Here is a 17,193-nt window from a genome sequence, read left to right on the forward strand (position 1 = left end):
CGCATTGTTGACACCCGCCGCACGTGATGCGACTGCGCCGCACCTTAAACGGAGTTCCCGGCGATCCCCGTACTGCCGGTCCCGCTTGATGACTGCGACGGTACGGCGTGACATCGGACGGGACACCGATCCGCCGGTGCATCCGTTCCGGCGCCGAGGCGACAGGACGACATGACGCGAGCGTTCATTTTTCCGGGACAGGGCAGCCAAGCCGTCGGCATGGGCAAGGCGCTGAGCGATGCGTTCCCGGCCGCCCGGCAGGTGTTCGAGGAGGTCGATGCCGCGCTCGGCCAGAATCTCTCGCGCCTGATGTTCGAGGGACCGTCCGAAGAGCTGACGCTGACGGCCAACGCTCAACCCGCGCTGATGGCGGCGAGCCTCGCCGTGCTGCGCACGCTGGAGGCCGAGCGCGGTCTCGATCTGGCGCGCGATGCGGCCTTCGTCGCCGGCCATTCTCTCGGTGAATACGCGGCGCTCGCTGCCGCCGGCACCTTCTCGATTTCCGATACGGCCCGCCTGCTGCGGATTCGCGGCGAGGCGATGCAGCGGGCGGTCGCGCCGGGCATCGGTGCCATGGCCGCCCTGCTCGGGCCCGATCTCGCCACCGCACGCGACATCGCCGGCGAGGCGGCGCAGGGCTTGGTCTGCGATGTCGCCAACGACAACGGCGCGGGGCAGGTCGTGCTCTCCGGCCACCGGGAGGCGGTGGAGCGGGCGATGGCGCTGGCCCAGAGCCGCGGCGTGCGCCGCGCGGTGCTCCTCAACGTCTCCGCCCCGTTCCATTGCGCGCTGATGGCGCCCGCCGCCGAAGCGATGCGCCGGGCGCTGGCCGAGGTGCCGATGCACGCCCCCATCGTGCCGGTCTATGCCAACGTCACCGCCGGCCCGCTCACCGAGCCGGACGCGATCCGCAATGCGCTGATCACCCAGGTCACCGGCACCGTACGCTGGAGCGAGAGCATCGCGGCCATGGCCGAGGCGGGCGTCGACCGCTTCTTCGAACTCGGCAGCGGCAAGGTGCTGACCGGCCTCGTCAAGCGGATTGCGCCGAGCGCGACCACGAGTGCGGTCGGCACCCCCGACGACGTCGCCGCCTACGCCTGATTGTCTCGCTCGAACCTCCAGCTGCACCGTCGTACCCGGAGGGGCGACGATCGGTGATCGGGCGTTCTACGAGGCACTCCGAATTTCCACGACGACTAGAAGAGCTGCCACCATGTTCGACCTCACCGGCCGGAAGGCCCTCGTCACCGGCGCAACCGGCGGGCTCGGCGGGGCGATCGCCCGGGCGCTGCACGCGCAGGGCGCCCACGTCGCGCTGTCCGGCACCCGCCGTGCGGTGCTCGACGAGCTGGCGGCGGAACTCGGCGGCGAGCGCGTCGCGGTGGTCGAAGCAAACCTCGCCGACAAGGAGGCGGTGGAAGCCCTGCTTCCGGCCGCCGAATCGGCCCTTGGCGGCCTCGACATCCTGATCAACAATGCCGGCATCACCCGCGACAACCTCTTCATGCGGATGAAGGACGAGGAGTGGGAGGCGGTGCTCAACGTCAACCTCACCGCCGCCTTCCGGCTGTCGCGCGCCGCGCTCAGGGGCATGATGAAGCGCCGCCACGGCCGCATCATCGGCATCGGTTCGGTCGTCGGCGCCACCGGCAATCCGGGCCAGGGCAACTACGCCGCGGCCAAGGCCGGTCTTGTGGGCATGACCAAGGCGCTCGCAGCCGAGGTCGCGACGCGCGGGATCACGGTGAACTGCATTGCGCCCGGCTTCATCAGCTCGGCGATGACCGATGCGCTGAACGAGAAGCAGCGCGAGACGATTCTCACCCGCGTGCCCGCCGGCCGACTCGGCACGGGCGCCGAAATCGGTGCCGCCGCAGTCTATCTCGCCTCGGAAGAAGCGGGTTACGTGACGGGCCAAACGCTGCACGTCAATGGCGGCATGGCGATGTACTGAGAATGTCCACAAAGAGGTGTTCCAACCGGAAAACCACGGCGATGAACGCTTTCTGAACCGCCACTCGCCAGAGCGGAAACCCTGTGTTAACACCCGGCTCAGCCGTGCAGGGGAGTTGACGGTTCAGCGGGTTGCGGCTTTTTCCAAACCACGCGCGATCGAACACCGGCCGTCCAGAACAAGCCCCGAAGTGGGTGAGGCGGCCACGGCGCTTTCGTCAGAAGCACACACCATCACGATCGAGAAGACGAGGACCAACAACGATGAGCGATATCGCCGAGCGCGTGAAGAAGATCGTCGTCGAGCACCTGGGCGTCGAGCCTGAGAAGGTCACCGAGGCCTCCAACTTCATCGACGATCTCGGCGCCGACAGCCTCGACACCGTCGAGCTGGTGATGGCGTTCGAGGAGGAGTTCAACGTCGAGATTCCGGACGACGCGGCCGAGACCATTCAGACGGTCGGTGACGCGATCAAGTTCCTGGAAAAGAACTCCGCCTGAGGCGGTGGGCTCGTGCGGGCGGGGTCGATGAGGCCCCGCGCGCCGTCACGTTTTGAACCAAGCGCCCTGCGGGACGGAACGGTCCTTCAGGGCAAAAGCGTCCTTTAGGGACTCAGCGGGTCGGTTGGGATCGGGCTATGCGGCGGGTGGTGATCACGGGGCTGGGGATGGTTTCGCCGCTGGGTGGCAGCGTCGAGCATACCTGGAGCCGCCTCATCGCCGGTGACAGCGGCGCCTCCGCGGTCACCGCGTTCCAGACCGACGACCTCGCGTGCCGGATCGCTTGCACGCTGCCCTTCGGCGACGGCTCCAACGGCACCTTCAATCCCGATCTGTGGATGGAGGCCAAGGAGCAGCGCAAGGTCGATCCTTTCATCGTCTATGCCATGGCCGCAGCCGGCCAAGCGCTCGACGATGCCGACTGGCACCCAAAATCCGACGCGGATCAGGAGGCCAGCGGCGTCCTGATCGGATCGGGCATCGGCGGCATCGGCACGATCTACGACGCCTCCGTGACCCTCCACGAGAAGGGTCCGCGGCGCATCTCGCCCTTCTTCATTCCCGGCCGAATCATCAACCTCGCCTCAGGGCAGGTTTCGATCCAGCACGGGCTGAAGGGCCCGAATCACGCGGTCGTCACCGCCTGCTCCACCGGCGCGCACGCCATCGGCGACGCCTCGCGGCTGATCGCGCTGGGCGACGCCGACGTGATGGTGGCTGGCGGCACCGAGGCGCCGGTCAACCGGCTGTCGCTGGCGGGCTTCGCCGCCTGCCGCGCGCTCTCGACCGGCTTCAACGACGATCCGACCAAGGCCTCCCGGCCCTACGACCGCGACCGCGACGGCTTCGTCATGGGCGAAGGCGCGGGCATCGTCGTGCTGGAGGAGTACGAGCACGCCAAGGCGCGCGGCGCCAAGATCTACGCCGAGGTGATCGGCTACGGCCTGTCGGGGGACGCCTACCACATCACCTCGCCGGCCCCGGACGGCGACGGCGGCTACCGCTGCATGAAGGCGGCAGTGAAGCGGGCCGGGATCGATCCGTCCGAGATCGACTACATCAACGCGCACGGCACCTCGACGCCGCTCGGCGACGAGTTGGAGTTGAAGGCGGTGGAGCGTCTGCTCGGTGATGCCGCCGCCAAGGCGTCGATGTCGTCCACCAAGTCGGCCATCGGCCACCTGCTCGGCGCGGCCGGGGCGGTGGAGGCGATCTTCTCCGTGCTCGCCATCCGCGACGGCGTGATGCCGCCGACGCTGAACCTCGACAATCCGTCGGTCGAGACCGCGATCGACCTCATCCCGCACGAGGCCAAGCGCAAGCGCGTCGATACGGTGCTCTCGAACTCGTTCGGCTTCGGCGGCACCAATGCCTCGCTGCTGATGCGCCGGGTCGCGTGACGGCGACCATGGCCGCCTTCGCCTGAAGGCGCGCGCGGTGCGGCGGCTCTGCCGCAGACAACGCCATTTCGCCACAAAACTGCTTACACTGCCTCGCAAAACGCCCGGTCCACGAGCGAGCGTTTCGTGAGAGACACTCGAGGTTCGGCCCTCGGGTCGAGCGACCGGCGCGGAACGCCTTGGGCGGACCTTCACGCCGGGCCACAGCAGGATTCCGGATGTTTCGCAGACGACAAGAGCCGCCGTCTCCGCCGCCCGCTTCCGAGGAGCCGTCGCTGCCGAACCGGCCGTCGCCGCGCAGCCCGAGCGAGGCCATCAAGCCCACCGTCGCCCCGCCCCCGCCCGAGAAGCCCGAGCGCCGCCGCGGCGGCCTGCTCGCCACCATCAGCGGGTTCCTCACCCTCGGCGTCGTCCTCGCGCTCGGCGCCCTGATCGGCCTGACCCTGCTCAATCGCCAGACCTCCGAGCCGGGGCCACTCTCCGCCGACAAGGTCGTGGTGATTCCCAGCCGCAGTGGAACCTCGGAGATTGCCAGCATCCTCGCCCGTGAAGGCGTGATCGAACATCCGAGCCTGTTCGAGATGTCCGCCCGATTCGGGGGCAAGGGGACGCTCAAGCATGGCGAGTACATGTTCAAGGCCCATGCGAGCGTGAAGGACACGATCGAGACCCTGACCAACGGGCGTCAGGTCCAGCACGCCATCACCTTCCCCGAGGGTCTGACCTCGGAGCAGATCGTGGCTCGGCTCGGGGAGAACGACATCCTTTCGGGCGAGATCGCCGAGACGCCGCCCGAGGGCTCGCTTCTCCCCGATACCTACAAGTTCGAGCGCGGCGCCACCCGCCAGCAGATCCTCAACCTGATGCGCGCCAAGCAGCGCGAGGTGCTGAACCAGATCTGGCAGCGCCGCAGCCCCGAAGTGCCGGTCAAGACGCCGGCCGAGATGGTAACGCTGGCCTCCATCGTCGAAAAGGAGACCGGCCGGGCCGACGAGCGTCCGCGGGTCGCGGGCGTGTTCGTCAACCGGCTGCAGAAGCGCATGAAGCTGCAATCCGATCCGACCATCGTCTACGGTCTCGTCGGCGGGCGCGGCACCCTCGGGCGCGGCATCATGCGCTCGGAGATCGAGCGGGCGACCCCCTACAACACCTACGTGATCGAGGGGCTGCCGCCCGGCCCGATCGCCAATCCGGGTCGCGCGGCTCTGGAAGCGGTCGCCAACCCGTCGCGCACCAAGGATCTGTTCTTCGTCGCCGACGGCACCGGCGGCCACGCCTTCGCCGACACGCTGGAGGGTCACCAGCGCAACGTTACCCGCTGGCGGCAGGTCGAGCGCTCCCGCCAGCAATCGCAGCCGGCGGATCCGGGCGCGGTCGACAAGGTCGATCCGAACACCGCCGAGCCCAATGCCGCGCAGCCCTCCGGCCAGCCCGGCGCCGCTCCCGGCCGCGCCTCGGCCTACGCGCCGGGCTCGAACTCAGCCTTCGCGCTCGACGGTGCCACCGATGGCGGCGCGGGCGGCCCGCGCCCGAAGGCCTTCGATGCCTCAGAGGGCACCCGCCTCGATCCCCTCCGCAACAAGAGCTACGACCTCGGCTCGCCGAAGACGGTGCCGGCACTCCGCAACCCCTAACGGCAACGGCGGCGTGTACCGGGCGCCGCTCATGGGTCGCGCGCCGCTTCGACGGATCAGCTGCGAAGGCGGCCGCGACCAAGGCGCCGCGCGGATCCCCGCCGGCGCATCCTCCACGACGAGGCACCGGGCCGGCGGCACGTTCACGGCCTTGGCGGCGAGCTGAAACAGGGCCGGGTCAGGCTTGCCGCGCGGGACGTCGCGCCCGCTCACGTCCGCTTCGAACAGCGACAGCAGCGTACGCCCGTCGGGCAGGATTACACGGGCCAGCATCGCGTCGGCGTTCTGCGAGGACGAGGCGAGCACGGTGTGCAGCCCGGTATCCCAAAGCGCGACCGCGAGGCGAATCGTATCCGGACAGGCTTTGAAGCGATCCTCGGCGATGAGGCTGTCGATCACCGCCTGCTTCTTCGCGGCTAACGCATCGGCATGGGCAACCGCGGCAAGGAGCTGGTCGGCAAGGGTCTACATGACCAAGCAGATCTTCGACCAGCGCAAGGCCAAGGCGGAGGCAGCCAAGGCGGCGCTCGACGCCGCCAAGGCGCGGGAGAGCGAGGTGGTGCGGAACGAACTCGACCGCTTCCACCTCGCCGTCGAGGCGATCGATCGGGCGCCGGGGCTGGTGACGCGGGCGGCAGGAGCCAAGCAGGCGTTCCGAGACCGCCTGACTGCGCACAAGCCCTACATCCGCGAAAACGGCGAGGACATGCCCGAGATCCAGCGTTGGAAGTGGCCCGACGAGATGCGCGACGAAACCGGAGATCCGCACTGAGCGGGCGCCGATCGCTCTGGGCTTGCGTCGATGCGCCCTGCCGGGTCTACCCGGTTCTCGTCGGCAGACGGCTCCGTGCGGCACGACGCGGGCAATGGTGCGGGAACGGGTGCGAGGACACATGGACACGCAACAGGCTGGCCGCGTGCTCGTTGCCGGGGGCGGCATCGCCGGTCTCGCCGTCAGGCGTGCCCTGCACCAGCGGGGCATCCCCTCGCTCACGCTGGAACGGCGCGGCGAGCAGGCGGATGCGGGACTGGCGATCAATCTGCCCGGCAATGCGGTGCGCGCGCTGAGCCAGTTCGGCTTGCTGAATTTACTCCGCGCGGTCGGCGCGCCGGTGCGGCGTCGCGAGTACCGCACCGAGCGCGGACGCCTTCTCTTCGCCGTGGACGAGACCGCGTTCTGGGGCACGAAAGCGGGGCCGCATTGCCTGCGCCGCGCCGACCTGCTGCGCCTGTTGCAGGACGATCTTGCACCGGACGACATCCGCCGGGGCGTCGCGATCGCCACTGTTCGGCAGGATCAGCAGGGCGTGACGGCCGAACTCGCCGATGGCTCGACGGAAAGGGGCGGGTTGCTCGTGGGGGCGGACGGCGTTCACTCGGCGGTCCGCCGCAGCCTGTTCGGGGAACAGGCCCTCGGGGCGGCGATGCTGGCAAGCCAGAGCTGGCGTTTCATGACGCCCAATCCCGGCATCGAGGCCTGGACGCTATGGGCCGGGGCCGGGGCCTTGTTTCTGCTCATACCGGTCGATCGCGGCGAAGCCTATGGCTGGGCCTCGGTGAGCGCAGGGCGGGAGCGTGGCTCTGACCCGGCCGCAATCCGCGGTGCGTTCACGCCCTTTCCCCGTCTGGTGCGCGACACGCTCGATGCGGTCCTGTCGCGACCGGATGCGGTCTATCACTCGCCTCTGGAGGAGGTTCGCATCCCGACCTGGACCCGCGACCGCGTCGTTCTGCTGGGCGATGCGGCGCACGCCACCGCACCGGTCTGGGCCCAAGGTGCTGCGCTCGCGCTGGAGGATGCCCAGGTTCTGGCCCGTCTGCTGGCGGAACGCACGGATTGGAATCACGTCGGGCCGGACTTTGAACGGCTACGGCGCCCCCGCGTCGCGCATGTCCAGAGCATGACCGACCGTCTGTCGCGCACGGCGCGGCTGCCGGACTGGGCGAGGAACGTTCTGCTGCCCGTCATCGGCCCGCGCAGCTACCGCGCCACCTATGGCCCGCTCCGTACGCCGACGGGCTGAGGCCGGATCGCAGCAAAGCCGCAGCGGTGCGTACTGACAGGCTCAGAACGGCTTCGGCAAAGGATCGGGGAAGGAAGTTGGAGCGGGTACCGGGAATCGAACCCGGGTATTCAGCTTGGAAGGCTGCTGCTCTACCATTGAGCTACACCCGCCGATGGCATCTCAGGCAGACGACCGGCTTGCCGGCACGCCTCCGCTGGAGCGGCATCGTGTTGGGGGCGATAGCATGACCTGGCGGCTTTGAGAAGCGCGGACACCGGCCCTTTGCCGTCTCACGGATGCGTCAACCGACCTGGTCCGCGGCGCAGTTTCCTGCCCCTGCCGATGCGTCGATGTCGCCCCCCGCTTCCACGCCCGCGACCATCGAGCGACGGGCGATCTCGCCCAGGAAACGCGGTCCGAGGCACCGGGGAGTTCGGTGCCGCGATTGTCTACGGCTCAGGAGAATCGAGCTCTGTGCCCGTTCTGTTGCAGCAGTGCCGGTTGGCCATTCTGCCGATTACATGCCGCCGAGCAGTACGTTCATCGAGCCGACGACGGTCATCACGAGGCAGCAGGCAAACACGGCGATCATGGCGTAGGAGACGGGCTTCAGTTGCATGCTCAATCAACTCCTTGCGGTCGGTGGCTCCGATCGGCGGCGTCGGCCCCGCGTGGTCGCGGTATGGCCAAAGGCCGGCTGGCGGAGGGAGAGGCAGAAACCGGGCCATTGAGGTCCAGTCATTCCATCAACGACAGAAACGCTCAGTCATTCCGTCGAGGGAGCAAGAAAAATGCGCCGAGACGATGAAGTGCACCGTGACTCGCGAAGACGTGAGGCCGTTGTGGCCAATATTGTCGTTAAAGTTCCACTTGGAATGGCAACCTGCACGATATCACATTCTCGCGGCGCCAGCGCTCGGCGCTTTGGGCTCAGCAGCGCGTGCCGCCGGACGTCTGACCATATTGCTTGACCGGGAAGTTCTGCTGGTTCGCATTGCCCTCGGCCGCCGAGCTCGTCGGGCAGGCGGTGTGCGCAGCGCTGTCGTGGACACCGAGCGAACCCGTGACCGATACGTCGGAGGGGGTGGTCGGGCGAGCGTTCGGGTCAAAGGCCATCACGGAAGAGGCCGGAGCGGTAACGCCGATGATGACGGCGGCAACGACGGCGGCAACGCGGGTCTTCATGTGATGTTCACTTTCTTTCGTTCGACGCCTTCTCTTGAAAGCGCGATCTTTTCCTCTGGTTTTACTGATATAGGCGATCAAACTCCTGCATGAGGTGCCGAGGCACACGCACCGTCAGGGATTAAACCCGGACCGTGGTTTGCCCCTCAGCCCACGCCACGAGACAGGCTGCGCCACACTGCGGACGTGCTTCGACGAGACAGTGCCCGGCCTCGCTCAAAGAAGCGCGCCGTGCGTCCTGTCGTCCGTGAACGCGGCGTGTCAGCGCCGGTTCGGCAGGCGGGGATTGGTCTCGGCCGGGCCGGGAAGCGCCCTGCGTTCGAGACCCTTGTGGAGATGGACCATCAGCGCCACGCCGAAGAGCGGCGTCACGAGGTTGACGATCGGCACGATCATCAGGCCGGCGAGCAGGCAGCCGGCGGCGATCACCGTGAAACCGTGATGCTCGCGCATCGCCCGCGTCTCCGGCAGGGAGCGGAAACGGCCGGCGGCCAGCTCGAAATACTCGCGGCCGAGGAGGTAGGCGTTGGCGCCGAAGAAAGCGAAGAGGTTCACCCCCGGCACGAAGACGAGGATCAACGCCACGAGGTTCACGAGCAGGGCGAGGCCGGCGAAGCGAACCACCGAGCCGAGCGCCTGCCCCCACGGGAGGGCACGCCCCGGGGCGTCGGCGGGAAAATCGCTGTGCTCGACCACTTCGGCCACGTCGTCGAGGAAGAAGCCGGCCACGAGGATCGACACCGCGGGCATGATGTAGGCCAGAGCCACGAACAGCCCGGCACCGGCCAGGAAGAAGGCCATGGTGTCGAGGAACGGGTAGTCGGCCGAGATGTGGTGGCTCGCCTGGAAGGCCTGGATCAGGCGGGTCAGGCCGAACCACACGGCGACCAGAAGCCCGATCGTGAGCGCCAGCGATTTGAACAGAATGCCGCGCAGGGCGGGGGAGAATACCTGCCGCATGGCGGCGGCAGCGGCCTTGATGAGCATCCCGCCCTTCGATCCTTCCGATGATCCGCACCCACCCGAGGCGGGTTCTCGCCACTCCGCGGTGATGGCGCAAGCCCCACCTTTGCGGAAACCCTGACGAAGCGCGGCTCCTGAGCGCGGTTGAAGCGTTGCCCGCAAAGACAGTTAGCCCACCAAGGCATCCGCCGGAGACCCGCCCATGGCCCGCCCTGCCCTCGCCCGTCTCGTCCTGCTCGGTTCCCTGCTCGCCACCGCTCCCGCCACCCTGCCTGCCGCCGCCCACGAGGTCGGGGCCTGGGCGGGAGCCAACTCCGCCCCGGCGGAGCGCTCCGAAGTCGCGGTCGCGGCGCTCGACGGCAAGGCCTACGTCATCGGCGATTACAACGGCGCGACCGAACTGCTGATCTACGATCTGGCCGCCGACCGCTGGAGCAAGGGCGCGCCCTTCCCCTACCCCGTCCACCACACCATGGCCGCCGAACAGGGCGGGCGGATCTACGTGTTCGGCGGCTACGTCAACGGCTGGGAGGCGACCGACAAGGTTTGGGCGTACGATCCGAAGGCGAATGTCTGGGAGGCCCGCGCGCCGATGCCGACCGCACGGGCCGCGGGCGGGGCGGCACCGCTCGGCGACAAGATCCATGTCGTCGGCGGCAGCGGGTCGGGACGCGGCAACGTCCGCTCCCACGAGGCCTACGATCCGGCGAATAATACGTGGAGCAGGGCCGCCGACCTGCCGACGCCCCGCGACCACCTGGCGGTGCAGACGATGGAGGGTCGGCTCGTCGCCAGCGGAGGCCGGATCGACGGCGATTCGAGCAAGAACCTCTCGGCCAATCAGGTCTACGATCCGGCGCGTGACGCCTGGAGCGAGGCGGCGCCCCTGCCGACCGCGCGCAGCGGTGTCGCCTCGGCCGTGCTCGGCCGCGAGGTCTTCGTGATCGGCGGCGAGTCGAACCGCAAGACCTATGACGAGGTCGAGGCGTTCGATCTGCCGGGCAATCTCTGGCGCGCCCTGGCCCGGCTTCCCACCGCCCGCCACGGCTTCGGCGCGGTGACCTACAAGGGCCGCATCTTCACCCTCACCGGAAGCCCGCGGCCGGGCGGCGACCGATCCAGAACGGTCGAGGTACTCGATCCGAACGGCGCCGCGCCGGCCCGCTGAGCGACGGCAGGCCGCCGCAGGCGCTTGTTGCGGCCGCAACCGCTTGCCGCGGCCGGGTGAGCGGACGAGATGAGGGCCGCCGCCCTTCCGGATCCGCGTCGAGACCATGCGCCCTCCCGCCGAGCACGCCCGCTTCCGCCCGACCGTCGCGCCCCGCGTCTCGCCGGTTCCGGCCGCGCCCGACGTGATCGTGATCGGCGCGGGCGCCGCCGGGATCGCGTCGGCCCGGCGGCTGATCGAGCGCGGCCTGTCGGTGGCGGTTCTCGAGGCACGCGACCGGGTCGGCGGGCGCGCGGTGACGACGCGGCTGCGTGGCCACGCGATCGATCTCGGGGCGCACTGGCTGCATGCCGGGCCGATCAACCCCCTCGTCGCCCTGGCCCGGACCCGCGGCGAGCCGCTGCGGCGGGCCGCGCAGGAACAGCATCTCTGGATCGGCCGGCGTCCGGCGCGTGCGGCTGAGGAAGCCGCTTTCTCCCGCGCCTTCGACGTCGCCGACCGGGCGATCACGGGCGCAGCCTCCCGCTCGCAGGACGGTCCGGCCTCCGGCGCCCTGCCCTGCCATCTCGGACCCTGGCGCCAGCGCATCGCCGGCGTTCACGCGCTGGTCTCGGGACGACCGCTCGAGGAGGTGTCGCTGCACGACTGGCCGAGCATGGAATACGGCGACAACTTCTTCATCGCGGGCGGCTACGGCGCCTATCTGGCGCGGCTGGCGCTTGGACTGCCGATCCGGCTCGGATGCCCCGTGGCCGGCCTCGACTGGTCGGGGCCGAGCGTGCGCGTAGAACTCGCCGACGGTGGGCGGCTCGCCGCGCGGGCCGTCATCGTCACGGCCCCGATGCCCGTGCTGCAGGCGGCCTTCCGCTTCGATCCGCCGCTGCCCGAACGGACGCGCACGGCCATCGACGGCTTCCTGTCGGGCATCTACGAGCACGTCGTCCTGCACTGGCCCTCGGCGCCGTTCCGCGGCCGCGACCGGCTCGCCAGCGTGGTCGGCGGACGCCACAAGCCGCCGGGGATGCTGACCCGGATCGACGACACGCCGTTCCACTACCTCGAACTGGACACGGCCCTCGCCCGCGTCCTCGACGCCGCCGGGGCCGGCCCTGATGGCGCGCGCCGCCTCGCCCGCGCGGTTCTGGCCGAACATTTCGGCCGCGCGGCCCTCGCCGACCTCGCGATCCCGGCCGTGACCGCTTGGCGGCACGATCCCTGGTCGCGGGGCTCCTGGGCCGTGGTTCCCCCCGGACACGCGGCGGCCCGGACGACGCTCCAGGAGCCGGTCGGCGAACGGATCTGGTTTGCCGGCGAGGCGAACTCCCGTGCGCAATGGGGCACGGCGGGTGGCGCCTACGAGGAAGGGCAACGCGCGGCCGATCGCGTCGCCGACACCCTCGCCGATGATCGTGCCCTGCTACGCGCGAGCGCCTGAGCGCTCCCGCACTTGCATCCCCCATTCGGATGGGCGAACCGCCGCTGCGACGAACGCGCATGAGCGCCCGCGGGAGCGAGGGCCGGCCGAACGTCGGGGGGACGCGATGAATTGGGTCGAAGCCATCGGCTATCTCGGGACGGCGCTCACCGTCGCCTCCTCGGCGATGGGAACGATGATCCCGCTGCGGATCGTGGCGTTGTGCGCGAGCTGCGCCGTCATCACCTACGGCTACTTGATCGGCAGCGTGCCGGTGATGCTCACCGAAGCGATCCAGATCCCGTTCAACGCATGGCGGCTCTACGAGATGGTCCGCCTCGTGCGCGAGACCGAGCGGGCGGCCTCCGGAGACCTCTCCCTCGACTGGCTGAAATCCTTCGGCACCTCGCGCCGCTTCAGGGCCGGCGAAGTTCTGTTCCTGAAGGGCGACCCGGCCCACGAAATGTACCTGATCGAGAGCGGGCGCTTCCGCATCGCCGAGCACGGCCTCGATATCCGGCCGGGCCAGATCGTTGGTGAACTCGGCATGCTCTCGCCCGGCAATCGCCGCACCGGCTCGCTCGCCTGCGTCGAGGCCGGAACCGCGCGCTGCCTGTCCTATTCCGAGGTCAAGCAGCTCTACTATCAGAATCCGGAATTCGGCTTCTTCTTCCTGAAGCTGACCAGCGAGCGCCTGTTCCAAAGCACGGCCGAGGTGATGGGCGTCCAACGCACCGCGCCGGCCGGCAGCGACGTGCTGTGATCGTCAGTCGGTCTGCCGCATAAAGCCGTCGGGCGTGCCCGTTCCGGCTTCAACGAACTGGATGTCGCGCGGCCCGCGCCGGGGCGTGTCGACGGAGAGGAACACCACCGGCTCCTCCAGGATCTCCGGCACGGAATGCACCACCCCGCGCTTGAAGAACACGAGCATGCCCGGCCCGACCTCGACCGGCACCGCGTCGCCGAACTGCATCCGGCAGCGACCGGAGAGAGCGTAGAGATACTCGTCGCAGGTCGTGTGGTAGTGCGGCGGCGTCGGCCGGTAGACCCGGAAAACGCGGGCGCTGGCCGTCTCGTCGTCGGTGAAGCGGTGGTCGGCCACCATGGTCGCCGCGGTTTCGGGAAGGCGGCGCACGCTCTCGGCCACGTCGAACACAGCGTGGCCGGCTGATCCCCGCTCGTCCATTCTGCGCTGCTCCCGTTTCGTCCAGCGACGATTATGCCTACGCGGGTGGCCGGTGCACAGGGGCTCGCGGCCCACGCGTTTCATCAACCGGGCGAAAATGTTAGGGATGGGGTATCGTCCTTGGCGGTGATCGCCGGCTTTCGGGACGACGCGAAGTTTTCGCAGCGCCGCACGGTTTGCGGCCCGGACATTGATGGCCCGGAGATGATGCGCGGATACGAGGGAAACGCCCAGGTCATGGCGGATGTCGCTACCGTGATCGATCAGGCGCGGCGTGAAGGTCGCGACCTCGCGACGGCTCTGCGCATTGCCCGGGTGACGCTCGCCTATGTCAGCGGCCCCGAGCCCGAGCCGGATCAGGCTCGCGCGCTGGAAGCGCTCGACCAGCAGATCCGCGCCCTCTCGGACTGAGCCTGCCTCAGGAACTTCCCGATCATACCGCTTCCGGTCGGCGGGTCCGGTCTGGTTCCCCGGGTACGGATCCGCTTCGTCGCTTCCAACTCGTCACTGTCCCTGCGAAACGAAGCCGTGGCAATCCAGGGCTCCGCTCGATCCGGAGGGGTCCTGTCCTGGATCGCTTCGGCTTCGCCGCGTGATGATGGCGGGGAGCAAAATCCGACGCGATCGACCGGGAACCGTATCAGCGGCCATCTTGGCTCTGGGCACGATGCCAGCGGAGTTTCTTGCAAGACGCCGCGTCACGACACGGGCCGCTTGAATTGCGGGACGCGCATCGATCGGTCAGCCGAAGCCGCTCATCCCGAGGCCTGCACGATCAGCGTAACAGCTCCGAACAGCAGCACGGCGAGCACCGCCACGCCCATCAGGATAAGGGCCGCCCGCGATTCGCGTAGCTCGTGATTCTCCATGGGCCGAGCTTAGGGGATGCAACACGCGGCGCATAGCGCGGCGGTGACGCCTCAAGAGCGCCGGGTGTGCCGACGCGGACCCAGAATCACGATGTCCTCCGGGCACACACCGCGATCCATCCGCGTCGCGTCCCGCTGCAGGCTACCGTGCAGGGGCTGCACCGCCCAGCGGCCGTACCAGTCGCGTGAGGGCGAGAACCGGGCTGCCTCGGACGATGGGCCGACGAGCGCGAACGGCGTACCGGCGAAGCGTGCCTCGCCGGACCCGTCCGCGAGCAATCCGAACAGGATCGGCTGCACGTCGCGGTCCGAGGGGTTCTTCGCGAGGGTGGGCAACGGCATTTCCAAAAGCTTTCTCGAGGTCTGATCGAAGCGTCCGAAATCGGGACGGTCATTCGCAGCGCTGCAAATCCGAAGCCCGGCGCGATGGTCCCGCGGCGGCACGCTCGGTCGAGACGGTGGGGGCGGTGCAACGCTGGTTCGTCACTTGCCACGGCCGGGGCGGAATCACCCGACACGGCACCGATTGTTTCGCGATGGCACGCCGTCACAAGCAACGCGGCACGGCGGGCATCCCTTTCGAGACCGAAACACCAACGCGATGAGAAGAAGTCCCGCGATGAAGAGCGCTTTCGAAACCGTCCTGCGCCCGTTCAAGCTGCGCTTCGCGGCCCTCGGACTACTCGGCGCCTTAGGTGTCACGGTGACGTGGTGGTTCATCATCGCCCGCGGCGTCTGGCTGGCGGTCGAGTGGGCCTCGGCCTGACAGCGGCATCATCCCCGAAAACGTTCTTTCAAAAGAACGTCGCGCGATAGAATTTATCTCTATCTAATCGCCTTATAGAAGAATTTTTATCTTATTACGTCTGAGAATGGCGCCGGTATCGGACTTTGGGTGACGCTCCGAACGTAGCCCCGAGCTTGACATCGTTCTTTAAAACGAACACTCCCTCAGCATAGGCGGGCTGATGGCCTGCACTGTGGAGGCGAGACGACGTGTTCGACGGATATCCGATCAAGCCCGGCGCGGCACCCTATCGGCGCGCGGTCCTTCTCGGCCTCGCCATGGCCGCCTGCCTTGCATCCGCCGGCAGCGCCCAGGCGCAGAGCGAGATCCTCAACGTCTCCTACGACCCGACGCGTGAGCTCTACCGAGAGATCAATGCGGCCTTCGCCGAGGAGTGGAAGGCCAAGACCGGCGAGGCGATCACCGTGCGCGCCGCCCATGGCGGATCGGGCGCGCAGGCTCGCACAGTCATCGACGGCATCCCGGCGGATGTCGTGACCCTCGGCATCCCCTCCGATATCGACGCCATCGCCAAGCTCTCGAAGAAGATCCCAGCGGATTGGCGCACCAAGCTCCCGAACGAAGGCCTGCCCTACACCTCGACCGTCGTGTTCCTCGTCCGCAAGGGCAACCCGAAGGGCGTGAAGGATTGGGACGACTTGGCCAAGCCGGACGTGAAGGTCATCACCCCGAACCCGAAGACGTCGGCGGGCGGGCGCTGGAACTTCCTCGCAGCCTGGGGCTATGCCTACGAGCGGGATGGCCGGGACAAGGAGAAGGCCAACACCTTCGTCGGCTCGCTCTACAAGAACGTGCCGGTGCTCGACACCGGCGCCCGCGGCTCGACGGTCACCTTCGCTCAGCGGGGCCTCGGTGACGTGCTGCCGACCTGGGAGAACGAGGCTTTCCTCGTGCTGGAGGAGTTCGGCAAGGACAAGTTCGACATCGTCGTGCCGCCGACCTCGATCTACGCCGAGCCGCCGGTCGCCCTGGTCGACGCCAACGTCGACAAGAAGGGCACGCGCAAGCAGGCCGAGGCCTACCTGCAATTCCTCTACGGCGACCGGGCGCAGGCGATCTTCGCCAAGCACCACTACCGCCCGATCAAGCGCGAGGCCGCCAAGCCCGAGGATCTCGCGCAGCTCCCCGAGATCAAGCTGTTCAAGATCGAAGATCTGCAAGGCTCCTGGGACGACATCCAGAAGGCCAACTTCGACAATGGCGGCCTGTTCGACCAACTGAGCCGAGCCGGGCGCTGACCGCATGGGCGAGCCCGTTAAACCCCGGCGGCGCTTCCGCCAGAGGAGCGTGATTCCCGGCTTCGGGCTCACGCTCGGCTACACGCTGACCTGTCTGAGCCTGATCGTGCTGCTGCCGCTCGCCGCCCTCGTGGTGAAGGCGTCGAGCCTCGGTCTCTCCGGAATCTGGGACGTCGCCTCCGATCCGCGCGTGGCCAGCGCGCTTCGGGTGAGCTTCGGCGTGTCGCTGCTCGCCGCGCTCACGGCCTCGATCTTCGGCGGCATCGTCGCCTGGGTGCTGACCCGCTACGATTTCCCCGGCCGCAAGCTCGCCGACGCCGTGGTCGATCTCCCCTTCGCCCTGCCGACGGCGGTGGCGGGTATCGCGCTCGCCTCGCTCTACGCCCCCAACGGTCTCGTCGGTGAACAACTCGCCAAGGTCGGCATCAAGGCGGCCTATACGCCGGTCGGCATCTTCATCGCCATGGTGTTCATCGGCCTGCCGTTCGCCGTGCGCACGGTGCAGCCGCTGATCGCGGAGATCGACAAGGAGGTCGAAGAAGCTTCTGCCATCCTCGGCGCATCACGGATCACGACGCTGACGCGGGTCGTGCTGCCGCCGCTGGTCCCGGCGGTGCTGACCGGCTTCGCCCTCGCCTTCGCCCGAGGCGTCGGCGAGTACGGCTCGATCATCTTCATTGCCGGCAACCTTCCCTACGTCTCCGAGATCGCGCCACTGCTCATCGTCATCAAGCTCTCGGAATTCGACTATGCGGGCGCGAGCGCCATCGCCGTGATCATGCTGGCGATTTCCTTCGTGACCCTGCTCGCGATCAACCTGATCCAGGCCTGGAGCCGGCGGAGGTTCGGTTATGTCTGAGGCGCT

18 protein-coding genes, 1 tRNA gene and 2 pseudogenes (1 of these 21 cut by a window edge) are annotated in these 17,193 nt (G+C 68.4%); 15 read left to right on the plus strand and 6 right to left on the minus strand.

Annotated features, from left to right (window positions below; all coding sequences use genetic code 11):
• Positions 1–171 precede the first annotated feature (171 nt).
• The 5 genes from fabD (at position 172) to mltG (ending at position 5,491) form a co-directional block, all read left to right on the plus strand.
• Positions 172–1,104 (plus strand): ACP S-malonyltransferase, encoded by a 933-nt coding sequence (gene fabD / locus MKK50_RS00360; RefSeq protein ID WP_499019614.1) that lies wholly within the window; start codon positions 172–174, stop codon positions 1,102–1,104.
• Between the two features lie 112 nt (positions 1,105–1,216).
• Positions 1,217–1,957, plus strand: a complete 741-nt coding sequence (fabG, locus tag MKK50_RS00365; RefSeq protein WP_012252330.1) for a 3-oxoacyl-[acyl-carrier-protein] reductase — start codon at positions 1,217–1,219, stop codon at positions 1,955–1,957.
• A gap of 263 nt (positions 1,958–2,220) precedes the next feature.
• A complete protein-coding gene (locus tag MKK50_RS00370) occupies positions 2,221–2,457 on the plus strand; it encodes an acyl carrier protein (protein ID WP_003599981.1) in 237 nt (78 codons plus the stop codon).
• 137 nt (positions 2,458–2,594) lie between these two features.
• A complete protein-coding gene (fabF, locus tag MKK50_RS00375) occupies positions 2,595–3,857 on the plus strand; it encodes a beta-ketoacyl-ACP synthase II (protein ID WP_253367675.1) in 1,263 nt (420 codons plus the stop codon).
• 218 nt (positions 3,858–4,075) lie between these two features.
• Entirely contained in the window at positions 4,076–5,491 is a 1,416-nt protein-coding gene (mltG, locus tag MKK50_RS00380; protein WP_499019617.1) for an endolytic transglycosylase MltG, read from the plus strand.
• A gap of 42 nt (positions 5,492–5,533) precedes the next feature.
• Here mltG and MKK50_RS00385 read toward each other — a convergent pair.
• Positions 5,534–5,932 (minus strand): annotated as a pseudogene (locus MKK50_RS00385) (HAD family hydrolase); the annotation flags it as partial.
• Between the two features lie 115 nt (positions 5,933–6,047).
• Between MKK50_RS00385 and MKK50_RS00390 the strand changes: the two are divergent.
• Positions 6,048–6,263 (plus strand): annotated as a pseudogene (locus tag MKK50_RS00390) (phosphoketolase family protein); the annotation flags it as partial.
• A gap of 121 nt (positions 6,264–6,384) precedes the next feature.
• Positions 6,385–7,515: an FAD-dependent monooxygenase gene (locus MKK50_RS00395; RefSeq protein WP_499019620.1), complete on the plus strand. Its 1,131-nt coding sequence runs from the start codon at positions 6,385–6,387 to the stop codon at positions 7,513–7,515.
• Positions 7,516–7,593: 78 nt separating this feature from the next.
• On the opposite strand, the gene MKK50_RS00400 is transcribed toward MKK50_RS00395, so the two are convergent.
• The 3 genes from MKK50_RS00400 to MKK50_RS00410 all read right to left on the minus strand — a co-directional run bounded on the left by MKK50_RS00400 (position 7,594) and on the right by MKK50_RS00410 (position 9,669).
• A tRNA-Gly gene (locus tag MKK50_RS00400) sits at positions 7,594–7,667 on the minus strand.
• A gap of 760 nt (positions 7,668–8,427) precedes the next feature.
• Entirely contained in the window at positions 8,428–8,682 is a 255-nt protein-coding gene (locus MKK50_RS00405) for a hypothetical protein (protein ID WP_499019622.1), read from the minus strand.
• A gap of 261 nt (positions 8,683–8,943) precedes the next feature.
• A complete protein-coding gene (locus MKK50_RS00410; protein WP_499019624.1) occupies positions 8,944–9,669 on the minus strand; it encodes a sulfate transporter family protein in 726 nt (241 codons plus the stop codon).
• Between the two features lie 178 nt (positions 9,670–9,847).
• On the opposite strand from MKK50_RS00410, the gene MKK50_RS00415 reads away from it, so the two are divergent.
• The 3 genes from MKK50_RS00415 to MKK50_RS00425 all read left to right on the plus strand — a co-directional run bounded on the left by MKK50_RS00415 (position 9,848) and on the right by MKK50_RS00425 (position 12,990).
• Positions 9,848–10,813, plus strand: a complete 966-nt coding sequence (locus tag MKK50_RS00415; protein WP_499019625.1) for a Kelch repeat-containing protein — start codon at positions 9,848–9,850, stop codon at positions 10,811–10,813.
• Between the two features lie 106 nt (positions 10,814–10,919).
• Entirely contained in the window at positions 10,920–12,248 is a 1,329-nt protein-coding gene (locus MKK50_RS00420) for a flavin monoamine oxidase family protein (RefSeq protein ID WP_499019627.1), read from the plus strand.
• Positions 12,249–12,354: 106 nt separating this feature from the next.
• A complete protein-coding gene (locus MKK50_RS00425; protein ID WP_499019630.1) occupies positions 12,355–12,990 on the plus strand; it encodes a cyclic nucleotide-binding domain-containing protein in 636 nt (211 codons plus the stop codon).
• A gap of 3 nt (positions 12,991–12,993) precedes the next feature.
• Here the strand turns inward: MKK50_RS00425 and MKK50_RS00430 are convergent, their stop codons facing one another.
• Entirely contained in the window at positions 12,994–13,413 is a 420-nt protein-coding gene (locus MKK50_RS00430; RefSeq protein ID WP_499019632.1) for a cupin domain-containing protein, read from the minus strand.
• Positions 13,414–13,533: 120 nt separating this feature from the next.
• On the opposite strand from MKK50_RS00430, the gene MKK50_RS00435 reads away from it, so the two are divergent.
• Positions 13,534–13,824 carry a hypothetical protein gene (locus MKK50_RS00435; RefSeq protein WP_253367657.1) on the plus strand — a complete coding sequence of 97 codons (291 nt, stop codon included), beginning with the start codon at positions 13,534–13,536 and terminating at the stop codon, positions 13,822–13,824.
• 509 nt (positions 13,825–14,333) lie between these two features.
• Here MKK50_RS00435 and MKK50_RS00440 read toward each other — a convergent pair.
• The gene (locus tag MKK50_RS00440) at positions 14,334–14,624 is read right to left on the minus strand and encodes a hypothetical protein (RefSeq protein ID WP_499019635.1); all 291 of its coding nucleotides are present in this window, start codon (positions 14,622–14,624) and stop codon (positions 14,334–14,336) included.
• Between the two features lie 277 nt (positions 14,625–14,901).
• Here MKK50_RS00440 and MKK50_RS00445 point away from each other — a divergent pair, with 277 nt between their 5' ends.
• From MKK50_RS00445 to cysW, 4 genes are all read left to right on the plus strand, one after another.
• Positions 14,902–15,048: a hypothetical protein gene (locus tag MKK50_RS00445; protein ID WP_253367654.1), complete on the plus strand. Its 147-nt coding sequence runs from the start codon at positions 14,902–14,904 to the stop codon at positions 15,046–15,048.
• A gap of 230 nt (positions 15,049–15,278) precedes the next feature.
• Positions 15,279–16,328 (plus strand): sulfate ABC transporter substrate-binding protein, encoded by a 1,050-nt coding sequence (locus MKK50_RS00450; protein WP_253367653.1) that lies wholly within the window; start codon positions 15,279–15,281, stop codon positions 16,326–16,328.
• A gap of 4 nt (positions 16,329–16,332) precedes the next feature.
• Entirely contained in the window at positions 16,333–17,187 is an 855-nt protein-coding gene (gene cysT, locus MKK50_RS00455; RefSeq protein ID WP_499019638.1) for a sulfate ABC transporter permease subunit CysT, read from the plus strand.
• Positions 17,180–17,193 carry the beginning of a sulfate ABC transporter permease subunit CysW gene (cysW, locus tag MKK50_RS00460; protein WP_499019639.1) on the plus strand. 889 nt of this gene lie beyond the right edge of the window, so the window shows 14 of its 903 coding nt (coding positions 1–14); its start codon is at positions 17,180–17,182; its stop codon lies off the right edge, out of view. The genes cysT and cysW overlap by 8 nt, the downstream gene beginning before the upstream one ends.

The organism is Methylobacterium sp. J-043 (assembly GCF_022829505.1).
Taxonomy (GTDB): Bacteria; Pseudomonadota; Alphaproteobacteria; order Rhizobiales; family Beijerinckiaceae; genus Methylobacterium; species Methylobacterium extorquens_A.

Coding starts and splice junctions, on each gene's coding strand:
- MKK50_RS00425 (WP_499019630.1), top strand. CDS start 12,355: ATGAATTGGGTCGAAGCCATCGGCTATCTCGGGACGGCGCTCACCGTC.
- cysT (WP_499019638.1), top strand. CDS start 16,333: ATGGGCGAGCCCGTTAAACCCCGGCGGCGCTTCCGCCAGAGGAGCGTG.
- fabG (WP_012252330.1), top strand. CDS start 1,217: ATGTTCGACCTCACCGGCCGGAAGGCCCTCGTCACCGGCGCAACCGGC.
- MKK50_RS00410 (WP_499019624.1), bottom strand. CDS start 9,669: ATGCTCATCAAGGCCGCTGCCGCCGCCATGCGGCAGGTATTCTCCCCC.
- mltG (WP_499019617.1), top strand. CDS start 4,076: ATGTTTCGCAGACGACAAGAGCCGCCGTCTCCGCCGCCCGCTTCCGAG.
- MKK50_RS00395 (WP_499019620.1), top strand. CDS start 6,385: ATGGACACGCAACAGGCTGGCCGCGTGCTCGTTGCCGGGGGCGGCATC.
- MKK50_RS00405 (WP_499019622.1), bottom strand. CDS start 8,682: ATGAAGACCCGCGTTGCCGCCGTCGTTGCCGCCGTCATCATCGGCGTT.
- fabF (WP_253367675.1), top strand. CDS start 2,595: ATGCGGCGGGTGGTGATCACGGGGCTGGGGATGGTTTCGCCGCTGGGT.
- MKK50_RS00420 (WP_499019627.1), top strand. CDS start 10,920: ATGCGCCCTCCCGCCGAGCACGCCCGCTTCCGCCCGACCGTCGCGCCC.
- MKK50_RS00415 (WP_499019625.1), top strand. CDS start 9,848: ATGGCCCGCCCTGCCCTCGCCCGTCTCGTCCTGCTCGGTTCCCTGCTC.
- MKK50_RS00370 (WP_003599981.1), top strand. CDS start 2,221: ATGAGCGATATCGCCGAGCGCGTGAAGAAGATCGTCGTCGAGCACCTG.
- fabD (WP_499019614.1), top strand. CDS start 172: ATGACGCGAGCGTTCATTTTTCCGGGACAGGGCAGCCAAGCCGTCGGC.
- MKK50_RS00430 (WP_499019632.1), bottom strand. CDS start 13,413: ATGGACGAGCGGGGATCAGCCGGCCACGCTGTGTTCGACGTGGCCGAG.
- MKK50_RS00440 (WP_499019635.1), bottom strand. CDS start 14,624: ATGCCGTTGCCCACCCTCGCGAAGAACCCCTCGGACCGCGACGTGCAG.
- MKK50_RS00445 (WP_253367654.1), top strand. CDS start 14,902: ATGAAGAGCGCTTTCGAAACCGTCCTGCGCCCGTTCAAGCTGCGCTTC.